This is a genomic window from Streptomyces sp. NPDC017890 (assembly GCF_044328675.1).
Lineage (GTDB): Bacteria > Actinomycetota > Actinomycetes > Streptomycetales > Streptomycetaceae > Streptomyces.
In genome coordinates, this window is record NZ_JBIRHU010000009.1 from 219127 (window position 1) to 236324 (window position 17198).

General features: G+C 70.5%; 14 protein-coding genes. 6 read left to right on the top strand and 8 right to left on the bottom strand.

Features of this window, described 5'->3' with window-relative positions:
* Positions 1-10 precede the first annotated feature (10 nt).
* A complete protein-coding gene (locus ACH4F2_RS14520) occupies positions 11-1000 on the top strand; it encodes an NUDIX hydrolase (protein WP_398133040.1) in 990 nt (329 codons plus the stop codon).
* Positions 997-1839 carry an MBL fold metallo-hydrolase gene (locus ACH4F2_RS14525; protein ID WP_398133041.1) on the top strand — a complete coding sequence of 281 codons (843 nt, stop codon included), beginning with the start codon at positions 997-999 and terminating at the stop codon, positions 1837-1839. The genes ACH4F2_RS14520 and ACH4F2_RS14525 overlap by 4 nt, the downstream gene beginning before the upstream one ends.
* Before the next feature lie 11 nt (positions 1840-1850).
* Here ACH4F2_RS14525 and ACH4F2_RS14530 read toward each other — a convergent pair whose 3' ends face one another.
* On the bottom strand, positions 1851-2525 hold the full coding sequence (locus ACH4F2_RS14530; RefSeq protein ID WP_003975365.1) for a Crp/Fnr family transcriptional regulator: 675 nt from the start codon (positions 2523-2525) through the stop codon (positions 1851-1853).
* A 369-nt stretch (positions 2526-2894) separates the two neighbouring features.
* Between ACH4F2_RS14530 and nth the strand changes: the two genes are divergently transcribed.
* The 3 genes from nth to ACH4F2_RS14545 are packed head-to-tail and all read left to right on the top strand — an operon-like array spanning position 2895 to position 6008.
* Complete coding sequence (gene nth, locus ACH4F2_RS14535; protein WP_398133042.1) at positions 2895-3971, top strand: endonuclease III; 1077 nt, start codon at positions 2895-2897, stop codon at positions 3969-3971.
* Positions 3972-4023: 52 nt separating this feature from the next.
* Positions 4024-4761, top strand: a complete 738-nt coding sequence (locus tag ACH4F2_RS14540; protein WP_398133043.1) for an NUDIX hydrolase — start codon at positions 4024-4026, stop codon at positions 4759-4761.
* A 47-nt stretch (positions 4762-4808) separates the two neighbouring features.
* Entirely contained in the window at positions 4809-6008 is a 1200-nt protein-coding gene (locus tag ACH4F2_RS14545) for a MarP family serine protease (protein WP_398133044.1), read from the top strand.
* 53 nt (positions 6009-6061) lie between these two features.
* Here ACH4F2_RS14545 and ACH4F2_RS14550 read toward each other — a convergent pair whose 3' ends face one another.
* The 6 genes from ACH4F2_RS14550 to ACH4F2_RS14575 form a co-directional block, all read right to left on the bottom strand.
* A complete protein-coding gene (locus ACH4F2_RS14550; RefSeq protein WP_398133045.1) occupies positions 6062-6250 on the bottom strand; it encodes a hypothetical protein in 189 nt (62 codons plus the stop codon).
* A gap of 230 nt (positions 6251-6480) precedes the next feature.
* The gene (locus tag ACH4F2_RS14555) at positions 6481-7449 is read right to left on the bottom strand and encodes an alpha/beta fold hydrolase (RefSeq protein ID WP_398133046.1); all 969 of its coding nucleotides are present in this window, start codon (positions 7447-7449) and stop codon (positions 6481-6483) included.
* Positions 7446-7934, bottom strand: a complete 489-nt coding sequence (locus ACH4F2_RS14560; protein ID WP_398133097.1) for a phage holin family protein — start codon at positions 7932-7934, stop codon at positions 7446-7448. Before ACH4F2_RS14560 ends, ACH4F2_RS14555 begins: the two co-directional genes overlap by 4 nt.
* 113 nt (positions 7935-8047) lie before the next feature.
* Positions 8048-9472, bottom strand: coding sequence for a Na+/H+ antiporter NhaA (gene nhaA / locus ACH4F2_RS14565; RefSeq protein WP_398133047.1), 1425 nt, complete (start codon positions 9470-9472; stop codon positions 8048-8050).
* 311 nt (positions 9473-9783) lie between these two features.
* Positions 9784-11739 carry an acetate--CoA ligase gene (gene acs / locus ACH4F2_RS14570; RefSeq protein WP_398133048.1) on the bottom strand — a complete coding sequence of 652 codons (1956 nt, stop codon included), beginning with the start codon at positions 11737-11739 and terminating at the stop codon, positions 9784-9786.
* 227 nt (positions 11740-11966) lie between these two features.
* Complete coding sequence (locus tag ACH4F2_RS14575) at positions 11967-14393, bottom strand: SulP family inorganic anion transporter (RefSeq protein WP_398133049.1); 2427 nt, start codon at positions 14391-14393, stop codon at positions 11967-11969.
* Between the two features lie 402 nt (positions 14394-14795).
* On the opposite strand from ACH4F2_RS14575, the gene ACH4F2_RS14580 reads away from it, so the two are divergent.
* Positions 14796-16073, top strand: coding sequence for a hypothetical protein (locus ACH4F2_RS14580; protein ID WP_398133050.1), 1278 nt, complete (start codon positions 14796-14798; stop codon positions 16071-16073).
* Positions 16074-16113: 40 nt separating this feature from the next.
* Here ACH4F2_RS14580 and ACH4F2_RS14585 read toward each other — a convergent pair whose 3' ends face one another.
* Positions 16114-17091, bottom strand: a complete 978-nt coding sequence (locus tag ACH4F2_RS14585) for an ATP-binding protein (RefSeq protein WP_398133051.1) — start codon at positions 17089-17091, stop codon at positions 16114-16116.
* Between the last annotated feature and the right edge of the window lie 107 nt (positions 17092-17198).

Here is a 17198-nt window from a genome sequence, read left to right on the forward strand (position 1 = left end):
GCCTCCGGCCATGGCGAACGGTCAGGCGAATGATCAGGCGAATGACCAGGCGGACGGTCAGGCGAACGGTCAGTGGTATCCCCCGGAGTGGCCGGACCGCATCCGCGCGCTGGCGGCCGGCACACTCACCCCGGTCACCCCGAAACGCGCGGCCACCGTCATGCTTCTCAAGGACACCGCCGCCGGGGCCGGGGCAGGCACGGGCACAAGCACCGGGACAGGCCCCGCCGTCCACATGCTGCGCCGCCGCACCTCCATGGCGTTCGCCGGGGGCGCGTACGCCTACCCGGGCGGCGGGGTCGACCCGCGCGACGACGACCGTGTCATCGGCTGGGCGGGCCCCACGCGCGCGTGGTGGGCGGACCGGCTCGGCGTCGACGAGGCGGGCGCCCAGGCGATCGTCTGCGCGGCCGTACGCGAGACGTACGAGGAGGCCGGCGTCCTGCTCGCCGGTCCGACCGGCGACTCGGTGGCCGGCGACACGACCGGTGCGCAATGGGAGGCGGACCGAGCCGCCCTGGTCGGCCGTGAGCTGTCCTTCGCGGAGTTCCTGGACCGCCGGGGCCTCGTCCTGCGCTCCGACCTGCTGGGCGCCTGGGCCCGCTGGATCACCCCGGAGTTCGAGTCCCGGCGCTACGACACGTGGTTCTTCGTGGCCGCCCTTCCCGAGGGACAGCGCACCCGCAACGCCTCCACGGAGGCCGACCGCACGGTGTGGATCACCCCGGCCGACGCGGCTGCCGGGTACGACAAGGGCGAGCTGCTGATGATGCCGCCGACCATCGCGACCCTGCGCGGCCTGGCGGAGTGCCGTACGGCGGCCGAGGCGCTCGCGTCGGCTCCGGGCCGCGACATGACACCCGTACTGGCCGAGGCGCGGCTGACCGGGGACGGGATCGTGCTCTCCTGGCCGGGGCACGACGAGTTCACCAAGCACGTCCCGAGCACGGCACAGGCGCCGGCGACACCATCCGACCCGACCGGGGGAGCCCTCGCATGACGGACGCAGCGGCACTGCCCGGACAGCCGCGGGGCGGAGTCCTCTCGGGGCCGGCCACCGCGCGCGCGGTGAACGTCCTCGCGCCGAACGCCTCCGCGATGACCCTGGACGGGACGAACACCTGGATCCTCGCCGAGCCGGACTCCGGCCTGGCCGTCGTGGTCGACCCGGGCCCGCTGGACGACACGCACCTGCGGCACGTCATGGAGACCGCGGAGCGGGCCGGCAAGCGCGTCGCGCTGACGCTGCTGACGCACGGTCACCCGGACCACGCGGAGGGCGCCGCGCGCTTCGCCGAGCTGACGCGCACGAACGTACGGGCCCTGGACCCGGCGCTACGGCTGGGCGACGAGGGGCTGGCCGCCGGTGACGTGATCGGGGTCGGCGGCCTGGAGCTGAGGGTCGTACCGACCCCCGGGCACACGGCCGACTCCCTGTGCTTCCATCTCCCGGCGGACCGGGCGGTGCTGACGGGCGACACCATCCTGGGCCGCGGTACGACGATGGTGGCCCACCCGGACGGCCGCCTCGGCGACTACCTGGACTCCCTGCGCAGGCTCAGGTCGCTCACGGCCGACGACGGGGTGCACACGGTGCTCCCGGGCCACGGTCCCGTCCTGGAGGACGCCCAGGGCGCCGTGGAGTACTACCTCGCCCACCGCGCCCATCGCCTCGCCCAGGTCGAGACGGCCGTGGAGGACGGCTACCTGACGCCGGGAGAGGTCGTCGCCCACGTGTACGCGGACGTCGACCGCTCGCTGTGGCCGGCGGCGGAACTGTCGGTGCGGGCGCAACTGGAGTACCTGGGCGAGCACGGGCTCATCCAGCTGCCCGAGTAGGGGCGGGGCGCTCAGCGCGAGCGCTTGGCCAGCCGTTCCACGTCCAGCAGGATCACCGCGCGGGCCTCCAGGCGGAGCCAGCCGCGCTGGGCGAAGTCCGCGAGCGCCTTGTTGACCGTCTCACGGGACGCGCCGACCAGCTGGGCCAGCTCCTCCTGCGTCAGGTCGTGCACGACGTGGATGCCCTCCTCGGACTGCACGCCGAAACGGCGGGACAGGTCCAGCAGGGCGCGGGCGACACGGCCGGGAACGTCCGAGAAGACGAGGTCGGACATGGCGTCGTTGGTCTTGCGCAGGCGGCGGGCGACCGCGCGCAGCAGCGCGGTGGCCACCTCGGGGCGGACGTTCAGCCAGGGCTGGAGGTCGCCGTGGCCGAGGGCGAGCAGCTTGACCTCGGTCAGCGCGGTGCCGGTGGCCGTGCGCGGGCCCGGGTCGAAGAGCGACAGTTCGCCGATCAGCTCACTGGGGCCGACGACGGCCAGCATGTTCTCGCGCCCGTCGGGGGACGTGCGGTGGAGCTTGACCTTGCCCTCGGTGACCACATAGAGGCGGTCTCCGGGATCCCCCTCGTGGAACAGCGTGTCGCCGCGGGCGAGGGTCACCTCACTCATGGAGGCGCGGAGCTCCGCGGATTGCTCGTCGTCGAGCGCCGCGAAGAGCGGGTTGCGCCGCAGAACGTCGTCCACGAGTTCTCTCCTTGTCGACCGGCTCAGAGGATCTTGTTCCCCCGGTGTACCAGGGGTCCGTGGTGCCCATTTTGCCGGACAGTCCAAACAGTGTGATCTGTCACAAGGATGCCGCACTGGTGTCCTGGGGTACGCGGCAGGGGTCCAATTGGACGCCGATCTTCGCGGTCCGGGGCAGATGTCGGTGCCGGGCCGTAGGCTGGCCGGGTGTCCAAATCGCCGGTGAGAGCACAGGCCGAGGGGGCTGCGCGGGTGGGTGCACGTCGTGATTCCGCTGTGGGCGAACAGGGCCCCGTTGGCGGTAGGAAAACGGCGAAAGCAACAAAGAAGGCGACGCCTGCCAAGAGGGTGACTGCGAAGAAGGGTGCCGTGAAGAAGAACGCCGAGAACGACCCGGCATCCGAGAGCAAGTCGGCATCTGCGAAGAAGTCGGCGCCTGCGAAGAAGGCGGCATCCGAGAGCAAGGCGGCATCCGAGAGCAGGTCGGCGCCCGCGAAGAAGGCGGCGTCCGAGCTCAAGGCCGTGCCCGCGAAGAAGGCGGCCTCGGGCAAGCGCCCTGCGCCCGTGAGGAAGCAGGCGCCCGCCAGGAAGCCCGCCGTCGTCCCCAAGAAGGCCACCGCCGCGGTCAAGGGCGTCGCCCCGGCGGAGACCGTCGCTCCGAAGACGCCGCGTGACGAGTCGCGTACCGCGCTGGTCCGCCGCGCCCGCCGTATCAACCGCGAGCTCGCGGAGGTCTACCCGTACGCGCACCCGGAGCTGGACTTCGAGAACCCGTTCCAACTGGTCGTGGCCACGGTGCTGTCCGCCCAGACCACCGACCTGCGCGTCAACCAGACGACGCCCGCCCTCTTCGCCAAGTACCCGACCCCCGAGGACCTGGCCGCCGCCAACCCCGAGGAGGTCGAGGAGATCCTGCGCCCGACCGGCTTCTTCCGGGCCAAGACCAAGTCGGTCATAGGGCTGTCCAAGGCCTTGGCGGAGGACTTCGGCGGTGAGGTCCCCGGGCGTCTCGAGGACCTCGTCAAACTGCCCGGCGTCGGCCGCAAGACCGCCTTCGTCGTCCTCGGCAACGCGTTCGGCCGCCCCGGGATCACCGTGGACACCCACTTCCAGCGCCTGGTGCGCCGGTGGCAGTGGACCGCCGAGAGCGACCCGGACAAGATCGAGGCCGCGGTCGGCGCACTCTTCCCCAAGAGCGACTGGACGGACCTCTCGCACCACGTGATCTGGCACGGCCGCCGGATCTGCCACGCCCGCAAGCCCGCCTGCGGCGCCTGCCCCATCGCCCCGCTCTGCCCGGCGTACGGCGAGGGCGAGACGGACCCGGAGAAGGCGAAGAAGCTGCTGAAGTACGAGAAGGGCGGATTCCCGGGCCAGCGTCTGAACCCGCCGCAGGCCTACCTGGACGCGGGTGGCACTCCGGCGCCTGCGCTGGGGGCCGGGTGACGGAACGATCTCAGGGGCGTCGGGCGTTGGAATCGGCAGGACGGGGGTGGCGATGACACGGGCGAGCGACACGCAGGGGCACACGCGGGGCGGGATCCTCAGCAAGGAGGGCCTGCCCGGCTGGCTGGATCCGGTGGTGCGGGCCGTCGAGACGGTGCAGCCCGGACAGCTGAGCCGCTTCCTGCCGCCGGAGGACGGTGCCGGGCGCCAGTCCGCCGTACTGATCCTGTTCGGCGACGGCGATCCCGCGCGCGGGGGCGGAGCCGGCGGTGAGGGCGGTCGCGGCCCCGAGCTGCTGCTCATGGAGCGGGCCGGCACCCTGCGCTCCCACGCCGGTCAGCCGGCCTTCCCGGGCGGCGCCCTCGATCCCGAGGACGGTGATCCACAGGGTGACGGGCCGCTGCGGGCCGCTCTGCGCGAGGCGGAGGAGGAGACCGGGCTCGACCCGGCCGGCGTGCAGCTCTTCGGCGTCCTGCCGAAGCTCTACATCCCGGTCAGCGGCTTCGTCGTCTCCCCGGTGCTGGCCTGGTGGCGCGAGCCCACCCCGGTCGGCGTCGTCGACCCGAACGAGACCGCGCGGGTCTTCACCGTCCCCGTGGCCGACCTCACGGACCCCGCCAACAGAGTCACCGCCGTCCACCCCAGGGGCCATCGAGGCCCGGCGTTCCTGGTCGAATCAGCGCTCGTCTGGGGCTTCACCGCGGGCATCATCGACCGGTTGCTGCACTTCGCGGGCTGGGAGCGGCCCTGGGACAGGGAGAAGCAGGTCCCGCTGGACTGGCGGTCATGACAGGGTGACCGGTGTGAGCGTAGGACGACGAGGCGGGGCTTGAATCAGTGAACGTGCTGGACATCCTGTTGCTGCTGGCCGCCGTCTGGTTCGCGATCGTCGGCTACCGCCAGGGTTTCGTGGTCGGCATCCTGTCGGTGACCGGTTTCCTCGGCGGCGGTCTCGTCGCCGTCTATCTGCTACCGGTCGTCTGGGACGTCCTGACGGACAACGCGGAGGTGAGTACGACCGCCGCCGTCGTCGCGATCGTGGTCGTCATCGTCTGCGCCTCCGTCGGCCAGGCCCTGACCACCCACCTCGGGAACAAGCTCCGCCGGTACATCACCTGGTCCCCGGCCCGCGCCCTCGACGCCACCGGCGGCGCCCTTGTCAACGTCGTGGCGATGCTCCTGGTCGCCTGGCTGATCGGTTCGGCGCTGGCCGGCACCACGCTGCCGACACTCGGCAAGGAGGTCCGCAGCTCCACGGTGCTGCAGGGCGTCTCCCGGGCGCTGCCCGCACGGGCCGACACGTGGTTCACGAACTTCTCCTCCGTCCTCGCGCAGAACGGTTTCCCACAGGTCTTCAGCCCGTTCTCCAACGAGCAGATCCCCGATGTCCAGGCGCCGGACCCGGCGCTGGCCGGCAGCCAGGTCGCCGCCCGTGCCAAGGGCTCCATCGTCAAGGTCATGGGCACCGCCACCGGCTGCGGCAAGGTACTGGAGGGCACCGGCTTCGTCTTCGACGAGCGCCGTGTCATGACCAACGCCCATGTCGTGGGAGGCGTGGACGAGCCCACGGTGCAGATAGGCGGCGAGGGCAGGACGTACGACGCGACGGTCGTCCTCTACGACTGGCGGCGCGACATCGCCGTACTGGACGTACCGGAGCTGGACGCACCCGTGCTGCGGTTCGCGGACGAGGACGCGAGCCGTGACGACAGTGCGATCGTCGCGGGCTTCCCCGAGAACGGGGCGTACGACGTCCGCGCCGCGCGCGTGCGCGGGCGCATCACGGCCAACGGCCCGGACATCTACCACCGCGACACCGTCCACCGCGACGTCTACTCGCTGTTCGCGACGGTCCGTCAGGGCAACTCCGGCGGACCGCTGCTCACCCCGGAGGGCGAGGTCTACGGCGTGGTGTTCGCCAAGTCCCTGGACGACGCCCAGACCGGCTACGCGCTCACCGCGGACGAGATCCGCGAGGACATCGCCAAGGGCCGCACCGCGAACCAGCAGGTGGACAGCGACGACTGCGCGCTCTAGGAGCCCGGCGTCGGGTGGCGCGCGTGTCGCGGGGGTGTCAGCTCACGCCGCGATCAGCTCACGCCGCGTGGATGGCGCAGGCGCACGGAGACCCAGCGGGCCCGGCGGCGCAGGATGTGCGGGATGCCCACCCGTGGGTCCGCACCCGCCAGTTGCGGGGGGCCTCCTCGTCGGTGGGTGCTTACGCCGCTCGTGGAGCGGCCGTCGCGTGCTACGTCACTGTAGTCGTGCGTCCAGCCCATACCCCGACGTGTGCCCCGGCCCCAAGGTCGATAACCGTTCTCAGGGCCGCCAATTGGCCTATGCGCCGGGCAAGTGGCCGTTCATAGGACAAGCGTTCCGGTTCGAGGGTTGGAGAGCGTTCCTTCGGCCACGAGGAGTCATTGATCGGTCGCTCATGGTCGGTGAGCGGTCATCGGTTGATCGCATCGGTCACCGGTCCAGCGCATCGGTCACTGGTCGAGCGCATCGGTCACCGATCGGGTTCGGGGTCCTTCAGCCAGTTGATCAGCTCGGTGGAGAAGGCGACCGGGTCCTCTTCGTGCGGGAAGTGCCCCAGGCCGTCGAACAGGCGCCATCGGTACGGCGCTTCGACGTACTGCCCCGACCCCGCCGCACTCCGGGTCCGCATCACGGGGTCCAGCGAACCGTGCAGATGCAGCGTCGGCACGCGCACCGGCCGCTTCATCCGGCGGTAGAACTGGATGCCGTCGGGACGGGCCAGGGAACGCACCATCCAGCGGTACGGCTCGACCGAGCAGTGCGCCGTGGAGGGAATGCACATGGCGCGGCGGTAGGCCTCCACCGCCTCGTCGTCCAGTGACCGCGGCCCCGACCAGTCGTGGAGCAGCCGGCCGACCAGCGCGCCGTCGTCCGCGGTCAGTTGACGCTCCGGGATCCAGGGGCGCTGGAACCCCCAGACGTAGGACCCCGCCCGGGTCTGGCGGACGTCACCGAGCATGGCCGAGCGCCAGCGCCGGGGGTGCGGCATCGACGAGACCGCGAGCCGCCGCACGAGCTTGGGCCGCATCGCGGCGGCCGTCCAGGCCAGGTAGCCGCCCAGGTCGTGGCCGACCAGTGCGGCGTCCGGCTCGCCGAGCGAGCGGATCACGCCGGTGATGTCGAGGGCGAGGCCTGCGGGGTCGTAGCCGCGCGGGGTGCGGTCGCTGCCGCCGACGCCGCGCAGGTCCATGGCGACCGCGCGGAAACCGGCGTCCGCCAGGGCCACCAGTTGGTGCCGCCAGGTCCACCAGAACTGCGGGAAGCCGTGCAGCAGCAGCACCAGCGGCCCGTCACCCAGCTCGGCGATGTGGAAGCGGGCGCCGTTGGCGGCGACGTCCCGGTGGGTCACCTCGTGCCCGCCCGGAATGCCGAGGCGTACGGCCGAGGCGGGGTGCTGCGCCGATGGGGACTGCCCCATGGGGGTGGCGGGGTCCGTCATGAGGTCGAGCGTGCCACAGCCTCGATGGCTTCGGGGGACCGGTCCGCGGGCAGCTCCGGCCGCGGGTGCGGCTTGGCGTTCTGCAGCACGCCCGCCGACTGCTTCACCGAGGCGGCGACCTTCTGCGGACCCCGGCCCTTCTTGGCCTTCTTCGCGAAGACGATGCCGATCAGCGCGAGGAGGGCCGCGACGAGGACGTTCGCCGCGAAGGACAGCAGGAAGCAGACCGCGAGGTTCCAGCCGCTCCAGGTCCGGATGCCGTAGGCCAGCGCGAAGCTCAGCATCGGCAGCGAGAACACCAGAACGGCCCCGGCCAGCGAGAACGCGCCGCCGCTCGTCGCCCCGCGCTTGACGTCCTGCCTCAGCTGCGCCTTGGCCAGCGCGATCTCGTCGTGCACGAGCGCCGACATTTCGGTGGTCGCCGAGGCGAACAGCTGGCCGATGCTGCGTTCGGTGCCGACCGGGCTGCCGTCGGGTGCGCTCATCGCGGTCTCCCTCTTCTGCTGGCTCATCTGCGTACGGTTCCGTGGCTGCGGGGCGCTGCCTGGCTGCTGCGGCCCGACCGCGTACGGTCCGTCTTCTGTACCGTCTCGTCAGATCATGCCGGACCGTCGCCCTCGTCGCCTGCCCCGCCCGGCACTTCGGCAAGCCGTGCCGACTCCATCTCGTCGGCGATCCGGCGGTGCTCGGCGGCCTTCTTCTCGTAGATCGCGGCCACGCGCAGGTGGTACGCCGGGTCGTCCTCCTCGTAGATGTCCGGGACGCCGCTGAGGTCGTCGTCGCGCTCCTCGTCCGCGATCATCTTGCGGTACTTGGCGTTCCGTATCTTCAGCAGCACCGTCGCCAGGGCCGCCGCGATGAGCGAGCCGGTGAGGACGGCGGCCTTGACCTGGCCCGTCATCGCCGCGTCGCCCTCGAAGGCCAGCTCGCCGATGAGCAGCGAGACGGTGAACCCGATGCCGGCCAGGGTCGCCACCGCGAACACGTCGGCCCACTCGAGGTCGTCGCTGAGCGAGGCCCGGGTGAAGCGCGCCGTCAGCCAGGTGCCACCGAAGATGCCCAGCGTCTTGCCGACGACGAGCCCGAGCACGACACCGAGGGTCTCAGGCTTGGCGAACACGTCGGCGAGCGCGCCGCCCGAGAGTGCGACACCCGCGCTGAACAGCGCGAACAGCGGCACGGCCAGGCCCGCCGACAGGGGGCGTACGAGGTGCTCGATGTGCTCGCCGGGGGAGTGCCGCTCGCCCTCGCGGGTGTGGCAGCGCAGCATCAGGCCCATCGCGACGCCGGCGATGGTGGCGTGGACGCCGCTGTTGTACATCAGCCCCCAGATCACGAGGCCGAGCGGGACGTACAGGTACCAGCCGCGGACGCCCTTGCGGAGCAGCAGCCAGAAGACGACGAGGCCGACGACCGCGCCACCGAGCGCGGCGAAGTCGATCGACTCGGTGAAGAAGACCGCGATGATCAGGATGGCGAAGAGGTCGTCGACGACCGCGAGCGTCAGGAGGAAGGCGCGCAGGGCGCTCGGCAGGGACGTGCCGATGACGGCGAGTACGGCGAGCGCGAAGGCGATGTCGGTGGCGGTGGGTACGGCCCAGCCGGCCAGGGATCCGCCGCCGGCGGTGTTGGTGAGCGTGTAGACCAGCGCCGGTACGGCCATGCCGCACAGCGCCGCCACCACCGGGAGCGCGGCGGCCTTCGGGTCCTTCAGGTCACCGGCGACGAGCTCGCGCTTGAGCTCGATGCCGGCCACGAAGAAGAAGATCGCGAGCAGCCCGTCGGCGGCCCAGTGCGCGACCGACAGGTCCAGGCCGAGGGACTGGGGGCCGAAGTGGAAGTGGCTGACGCTCTCGTAGCTGTCGCTCAGCGCCGGTATGTTCGCCCACACCAGCGCGGCGACCGCGGCGATGAGCAGCAGGACGCCGCCGACGGTCTCGGTGCGCAGCGCGTCCGCGACGTAGTTCCGCTCCGGGAGGGACAGACGTCCGAAGACCTTGCGGGGGGTGCGGGGCGCGGGCATTGGGGAGGACCTCCGGTCGATGGGCAGCACGTGTCACATGCCGACCAGACTTCCCGGCGCACCATGAGGGTCTTCGAGGACCTGCTTCGAGGTTCGAGGACCTTGTTTCGAGGACCTCGTTCGAAGATCTGATTGAGTGTTCTTGTTGGATCTCTTACGCGTTCCTTAGCCTACCTAACCTGCGGCGAGGGTGCCGGGTGATCTACGCGACGGTGCGTAATGGGGCGTATCGGACTGATGTGTACCAAAACTGATGCGCACCAGAAGAGCACCCGGCGTATCTCCCGCCGGGTGCCCTGGGAGCAGGTGGCTCAGTCCTCGCTGGGTGCCGCCGGGAGCTTCGTCTGGATGAGGTCCATGACGGTGGAGTCGGTCAGGGTGGTGACGTCCCCGAGCTGCCGGTTCTCCGCCACGTCGCGCAGCAGGCGCCGCATGATCTTGCCGGAGCGCGTCTTCGGCAGCTCGGCCACCGGCAGGATCCGCTTGGGCTTGGCGATCGGGCCGAGGGTGGCGCCGACGTGACCCCGCAGGTCGGCGACCAGGGTCTCGGTCTCCGCCGCCGTGCCGCGCAGGATCACGAAGGCCACGATCGCCTGCCCGGTCGTCTCGTCCGCCGCGCCGACCACGGCCGCCTCGGCGACCGACGGGTGGGAGACCAGCGCCGACTCGACCTCGGTGGTGGAGATGTTGTGGCCGGAGACCAGCATCACGTCGTCGACCCGGCCCAGCAGCCAGATGTCGCCGTCGTCGTCCTTCTTGGCGCCGTCACCGGCGAAGTACTTGCCCTCGAAACGCGACCAGTAGGTGTCGATGAACCGCTGGTCGTCTCCCCAGATGGTGCGGAGCATCGACGGCCACGGCTCGGTGAGGACCAGGTAGCCGCCACCACCGTTCGGCACCTCGTTCGCCTCGTCGTCGACGACGGTCGCCGAGATACCGGGCAGCGCGCGCTGGGCGGAGCCCGGCTTGGCGTCCGTGACGCCCGGCAGCGGCGTGATCATCATCGCGCCGGTCTCGGTCTGCCACCAGGTGTCGACGACCGGGGTGGCGTCGGCGCCGATGTTCTTGCGGTACCAGATCCACGCCTCGGGGTTGATCGGCTCGCCGACCGAGCCGAGAACGCGCAGCGAGGACAGGTCGAACTTCGCGGGGATGTCGTCGCCCCACTTCATGAACGTCCGGATCGCGGTGGGCGCGGTGTAGAGGATCGTCACGCCGTACTTCTGCACGATCTCCCAGAACCGGCCCTGGTGCGGGGTGTCCGGGGTGCCCTCGTACATGACCTGCGTCGCACCGTTGGCGAGCGGACCGTAGACGATGTAGGAGTGCCCGGTGACCCAGCCGACGTCGGCGGTGCACCAGAAGACGTCGGTCTCCGGCTTGAGGTCGAAGACGGCCCAGTGCGTGTACGCCGTCTGGGTGAGGTAGCCGCCGGAGGTGTGCAGGATGCCCTTGGGCTTGCCCGTCGTACCGGACGTGTACAGGATGAACAGCGGGTGCTCCGCGTCGAACGCCTCCGGCGTGTGCTCGGCGGACTGCCCGTCGACGGTCTCGTGCCACCACTTGTCGCGGGAGTCGTCCCAGGCGACGTCCTGGCCGGTGCGGCGGACGACGAGCACGTGCTCGACGATGCCCGCACGCTCGACGGCCTCGTCGACGGCCGGCTTGAGCGCGGACGGCTTGCCGCGCCGGTAGCCGCCGTCGGCGGTGATGACGACGCGGGCGTCGGCGTCCTGGATGCGGGTGGCGAGGGCGTCCGAGGAGAAGCCGCCGAAGACGACCGAGTGCGCGGCGCCGATGCGGGCGCAGGCCAGCATCGCGATCGCCGTCTCGGGGATCATCGGCATGTAGATCGCGACCCGGTCGCCCTTCTGCACGCCCAGCTCCAGCAGGGCGTTGGCGGCCCTGGAGACCTCGTCCTTGAGCTGCGCGTAGGTGATGGCGCGGCTGTCGCCGGACTCGCCTTCGAAGTGGATGGCGACGCGGTCGCCGTGGCCGGCCTCCACGTGCCGGTCCACGCAGTTGTAGGCGACGTTCAGCGTGCCGTCCTTGAACCACTTGGCGAACGGCGGGTTCGACCAGTCGAGCGTCTCGGTCGGCTCCTTCGCCCAGGTCAGTCGGCGGGCCTGCTCGGCCCAGAAGCCGAGCCTGTCAGCCTTGGCCCGTTCGTACGCCTCCGCCGTGACGTTGGCGTTGGCGGCCAGGTCGGCGGGGGGCGCGAACCTGCGCTCTTCCTTGAGCAGGTTGGCCAAGGATTCGTTGCTCACGACATCTCCCGTTCTCAGGGTTGTCCGTTGTGTCCCAGGCCACACCTCATCAGACCCGGGGGGCCGATGACAAGGGCCGACGGCTAATTGGTTTAGACCTGTCGGAAGGTTGCCCGCCTTCGTGACCAGTGCTCATCCGTACCCACACGTACCCACGGATGCCGAGGGCGCGGGGTTCAGCGTCTGTAACGCCGCTCACACTCCCCGCGCCCGGCTCCCCCTACCGCTCAGGCGGTCAGATCGGTCTCCAGGACCAGCTCGAACACTCCGTCCCCGGCGCGCTCGGCGTCCTCGGAGAGCAGGTACGCCTGCGCCTCACCCACGTGGAAGTACATGCCGTGCAGCTCCAGGTCCCCCGCGCGCATTGCCCGGGACACCGCGTCGTGTGCGCGCAGGTGCTCCAACTGCTGGACCACGTTGGCCAGGCAGAGCCGCTCGGCCGCGTCGGTGGGCCGACGTCCGGCCAGCCGGGGCCGGGCGTCCTCGGGCATGCGCTCCAGGCTCGGCAGCCCGTGCCGCAGCCACCGCTTGAGCGGCGTCTGCGCCCCCCCGGGCTCGGCGCTGAGCAGTGCCTGCATGGCGCCGCACCCGGAGTGCCCGCACACCGTGATGGACCGCACCTTCAGGATGTCCACCGCGTACTCGATCGCGGCGGCCACCGAATCGTCGCCGCTCTCCTCGCCGGGCAGTGGCACGAGATTGCCCACGTTGCGTACGACGAAGAGGTCGCCGGGGCCGCTGGAGGTGATCATCGACGTGACCACCCGCGAGTCGGCGCAGGTCAAAAAGAGCTGGGAGGGCTGTTGTCCCTCACGGGCCAGCCGGGCCAGTTCGCGGCGCATCAGCGGGGCGGTGTTGCGCTGGAACGCGCTGATGCCACGCGCCAGTTCCCGTCCGCTGGCTCCGGTGGGCCGGCCAGGACCACCGGAGGCGGTGCGCTTGCCCGGACCGTCGGCACCGCTCGGGCCGGTCGTCGCCCCGGAGGCCTGTTCGGTGTCGTCCTGCCGGCCGGTGCCGGGCGGTGGTGCCGGCTGCGGACGCTCGCACTGGTGGTTGCGCCAGGGCGTCCAAGGGCGGCAACGGCAGCCGTCCACATCGGCCGGTTCGGAGATGCGGATGCCGGGACGGCGGCCGGTGATGTCGACGGAGCCGCCTTGCGCGGTGTGTGCCTTCTGCCAGTCCTGCAGCGTCTCGTACGCCGCGTGGTCCATGAACGATCCGTCCAGCTCCACGACACCGGAGGCCCCCGGGGGGACGTGATGCAGGACCCGGCTGAGTCTCGGCACCGCGAGGAACGTCAACTGGCCTCGGACATGTACGTGGTGGACTCCTTCCGTCTCGTCGTGCGTGATCCGGGTGCGGGTCAGGCGGTGCAGGGCGACGCCGACGGCCACGGCGATGCCCAGTGCGACGCCCTCCAGGACGCCGAGGAACACCACGCCGCAGGTGGTGACCGCGTAGACCAGCACCTCACGGTGGCGGGTGACCGTTCGGATGTGGTTCAGGGAGACCATCTTGAGGCCGACGGCCATGACCAGGGAGGCGAGTGCGGCGAGCGGGATGAGCTCCAGCGCCGGGACCATCAGCAGTGCGGCGATCACTACGAGAACGCCGTGCAGCATCGTGGAGTTCCGGCTGACGGCGCCCGCCCCCACATTCGCGGAACTGCGCACGGCCACACCGGCGATGGGCAGTCCGCCGAGCGATCCGGAGACGATGTTGGCGGCGCCCTGTCCGAGCAGCTCGCGGTCGAGGTCGGAGCGTTTGACGCGACCGCTCAGGCCCGGCCGGGCGGCGACCAGCTTGTCCACGGCGACCGCGCCGAGCAGTGACTGCACACTGCACACCAGCGTGGTGGTGAGGACGGCGGCGACGAGGCCGAGCACGGGGCCGTCGGGCAGTGTGGCCAGGGCGTGGCTGCTCCAGGACGGCAGGTCCACCTTGGGCAGGCGGAGCCCGGCGAGGGCCGCGACAACGGTGGCGCCGGCGACGGCGACCAGGGCGGCGGGGATCTTGCCCAGGAGCTGCCCGGCCCGGCCGGGGACACGCGGCCAGAGCAGCAGCAGGGACAGGGTCAGCACGCTCACCGCCAGGTCGGCGGGTCTCGGGCTCGCCAACTGTGCGGGCAGGGCGCGCAGGTTGTCGGGCACGGAACTCTGGGGGGTGCCGCCGAGGACGATGTGCAGCTGGGCGACGGCGATGGTGACGCCGATGCCGGCGAGCATGCCGTGCACGATGGCGGGGCTGACGGCGAGCGCGGAGCGCGCCACGCGCAGACAGCCGAGGCCCAGCTGAGCGAGACCGGCAAGCACGGTGATGGCACAGGTCGTACGCCATCCGTAGCGCACGATGAGGTCGGCGGTGACCACGGTGAGTCCGGCGGCGGGGCCGCTGACCTGGAGTGGGCAGCCGCCGAGCCATCCGACGACGATTCCGCCCACCGCGGCCGCGACGAGACCGGCCTGGAGTGGGGCGCCGGTGGCGAGGGCGATGCCGAGGGAGAGCGGCAGGGCGATCAGGAAGACCGCGATCGAGGCCGACAGGTCGGCGCTCGCGACGCGGAAGCGCCGTGGGCCACGGGGCGGCGGGCTGTGGGGCGGATGGACGTGCTTGGTTCGGGCCGATTCGGCGCGGGCGGGTACGCAGGCTGACATGTTTCTCGTCTCCTCCGGGGCTGCGCGCGGTCGCGGTCATGGTTGGCCCACCGCTGGGCGGGGACGGCTCACTGCCGTGGGTCACGGCGCACAGCGGCGCGATGCCGAGTACTCGCCGAGCACTCACCGATTACTCGGCGAACGCTCACCGAGCACTCACCGAGACTCGATTGTCGCGCTCGGTAAACAGATCGTAATCCAGAGTAAAGGGAAGGCATAGACTTTTCGCGCAAATGGAGTAATAGACCGCTCAAGCGAGTGAATCGGGTATTTCATCGGCTTGTCGTACTAATTCCTTCTCGCATTCGTGCCACCTTGACGGCGCTGACGGCACATCCCGGTTCAGCACCCGACATCGCCTCGTCGGCGTTGGCCCGAGAGAAGGAAGAAGGTGGGCGGAACATGGCCGCCACCCACAGGATCACCGCGCGCACCGCGGTAGCCGCCGCGGTCTGCGCCGCGTCGCTCGCCGGTTGCGCGATCGGCACCGGTTCCGGTGAAGGGACGAACGGTCCGCAGAAGGAGAAGGGGAAAGCGGCGCCCGCACCCGAGCACGCCGTCCGGCTGATCGGTGACGGTTCCACCGCGTACACGGGGGCCCAGCCGCACCTGTCCCGGCCCGAACGTCTCAAGCCCGGCCAGCAGCCGCCGCAGTTCGTGGTGTTCTCCTGGGACGGTGCGGGCGAGGACAGTCAGAAGCTGTTCTCCCACTTCCGTGAAGTGGCCAAGGAGAACGACGCGACGATGACGTACTTCCTGAGCGGCGTGTACATGCTGCCGGAGGAGAAGCGGGACCTGTACCGGCCGCCGCAGCACTCCCCGGGCCGCTCCGACATCGGCTTCAACGACGAGCAGGGCATCGCCGACACCGTCGAGCAGCTGCGACTGGCGTGGCTGGAGGGCAACGAGATCGGCACCCACTTCAACGGTCACTTCTGCGGCAGCGGCGGCGGAGTCGGCGAGTGGTCCGTCGCGGAGTGGAAAGACGAGATCCAGCAGGCCAAGCGGTTCGTGAAGACCTGGAAGAGCAACACGGGGACGAAGAACGCGCCACCTCTCCCCTTCGACTACGACAAAGAGCTGATCGGTGCCCGCACCCCGTGTCTGGAAGGTCAGAAGAACTTCGTGCGGGCCGCCGGTGAGATGGGTTTCCGCTATGACAGCAGCGGCGTGAACAACCAGGTCTGGCCGAAGAAGAAGCAAGAGCTGTGGGACCTGTCGATGCAGCTCGTGCCGTTCCCCGGGCACACCTTCGAGCAGCTCACCATGGACTACAACTTCATGGTCAACCAGTCGGGCACCACTACCCAGGGCGACCCCGCGAAGCACGAGCTCTGGGGCGACCAGATGCGCGACGGCCTGCTCCAGGGCTTCCAGCGGGCCTACGACGGCAACCGGGCGCCCCTGATCATCGGCAACCACTTCGAGTCCTGGAACGGCGGTACGTACATGCGTGCCATCGAGGAGGTCGTCGAGGAGGTGTGCACCAAGGACGAGGTGCGCTGCGTCTCTTTCCGGCAACTCGTGGACTGGCTGGACGCCCAGGACCCGAAAGTCCTGAAGAAGCTGCGCACGCTGGACGTCGGCGAGGCCCCGAAGAAGGGCTGGGCGTCCTTCCTCTCGGCCGCCCCCGCGCCGGCGCCGAAGGGCGTGCCCGGGGCGCCGGCCGCCAAGCCGTAACCGCCCCGGCGGGGAACGGCGGGGACCGGCGAGGGTGTCGTCACGCCGAGGCGGCGAGACCCTCGCCGAGGACGAACCCGGGGTCGACCTGCGCCGCCAGGTCGACCCCGGTGCGCTCGTTGCCCCAGCTGTGGGCGTTCTTCAGGTGGAAGTGGGTCATCTGGCGTGTGTAGCGCTCCCAGTCCCGCACCTCGTACGCCGCGGCGACGGCCGTGTGCAGGGTGCACAGCGCACGGCGGTTGGGCTCCTCCAGGAGGTCGAACCGGGGCGGCCGGCCCTTCTCCATGGCGCGCACCCAGTCCGAGTGCCCGATGGTCACCAGCAGGTCGTCCCCGACCTGTTCGCGGAGGAAGTCGAGGTCGTCCCGACCCTGCACCTTGTTGCCGACGACCTTCAGGGTGACGCCGAAATCGCGGGTGTACTCCTTGTACTGGCGGTAGACGGAGATCCCCTTCCGGGTCGGCTCGGCGACGAGGAACGTGATGTCGAAGCGGGTGAACATGCCGGAGGCGAACGAGTCCGAGCCCGCGGTCATGTCGACCACGACGTACTCGTCACGGCCGTCGACCAGGTGATTCAGGAACAGCTCCACCGCTCCCGTCTTGGAGTGGTAGCAGGCGACTCCCAGGTCGGCGTCCGTGAAGGGCCCGGTGACCATCAAACGGACGGCCCCGCCGTCGAGTTCCACCAGTCGGGCACAGGCGTCGTAGACCGGGTTGTCCTCGCACAACCGCAGTAGGCGCGAGCCGTCGCCGGGCGGAGTCGTCTTGATCATCTTGCCCGCGGAGGCGATGCGCGGGTTCGTCCCGCGCAGGTAGTCCTTGATCAGCGCGAGGTGCTCGCCCATCGCGGGCATCGAGGCCGCCGCCTCGTCGAGTCCCAGCGCGACTCCCAGATGCTGGTTGATGTCGGCGTCGACCGCGACGACGGGTGCACCGGTGGCGGCGAGATGGCGGATGAACAGGGAGGACAGAGTGGTCTTGCCGCTGCCGCCCTTCCCGACGAAAGCAATTTTCATGTTCACCAAGAGTAGTGACGTCATGGCTGTCAGTGGCGCGAGGGGCCGGGTGAACGTGAAGAAGACCACTCGTTCGTGGGGTGTGGCGTCGGGATGCGTAGGGTCGT

Bases quoted from the DNA above. Each gene is read 5' to 3' on its own strand.
- ACH4F2_RS14585 (WP_398133051.1), bottom strand. From the start codon at position 17,091: ATGAAAATTGCTTTCGTCGGGAAGGGCGGCAGCGGCAAGACCACTCTG.
- ACH4F2_RS14520 (WP_398133040.1), top strand. From the start codon at position 11: ATGGCGAACGGTCAGGCGAATGATCAGGCGAATGACCAGGCGGACGGT.
- ACH4F2_RS14580 (WP_398133050.1), top strand. From the start codon at position 14,796: ATGGCCGCCACCCACAGGATCACCGCGCGCACCGCGGTAGCCGCCGCG.
- ACH4F2_RS14525 (WP_398133041.1), top strand. From the start codon at position 997: ATGACGGACGCAGCGGCACTGCCCGGACAGCCGCGGGGCGGAGTCCTC.
- ACH4F2_RS14540 (WP_398133043.1), top strand. From the start codon at position 4,024: ATGACACGGGCGAGCGACACGCAGGGGCACACGCGGGGCGGGATCCTC.
- ACH4F2_RS14575 (WP_398133049.1), bottom strand. From the start codon at position 14,393: ATGTCAGCCTGCGTACCCGCCCGCGCCGAATCGGCCCGAACCAAGCAC.
- ACH4F2_RS14560 (WP_398133097.1), bottom strand. From the start codon at position 7,934: ATGAGCGCACCCGACGGCAGCCCGGTCGGCACCGAACGCAGCATCGGC.
- nhaA (WP_398133047.1), bottom strand. From the start codon at position 9,472: ATGCCCGCGCCCCGCACCCCCCGCAAGGTCTTCGGACGTCTGTCCCTC.
- ACH4F2_RS14555 (WP_398133046.1), bottom strand. From the start codon at position 7,449: ATGACGGACCCCGCCACCCCCATGGGGCAGTCCCCATCGGCGCAGCAC.
- ACH4F2_RS14550 (WP_398133045.1), bottom strand. From the start codon at position 6,250: ATGGGCTGGACGCACGACTACAGTGACGTAGCACGCGACGGCCGCTCC.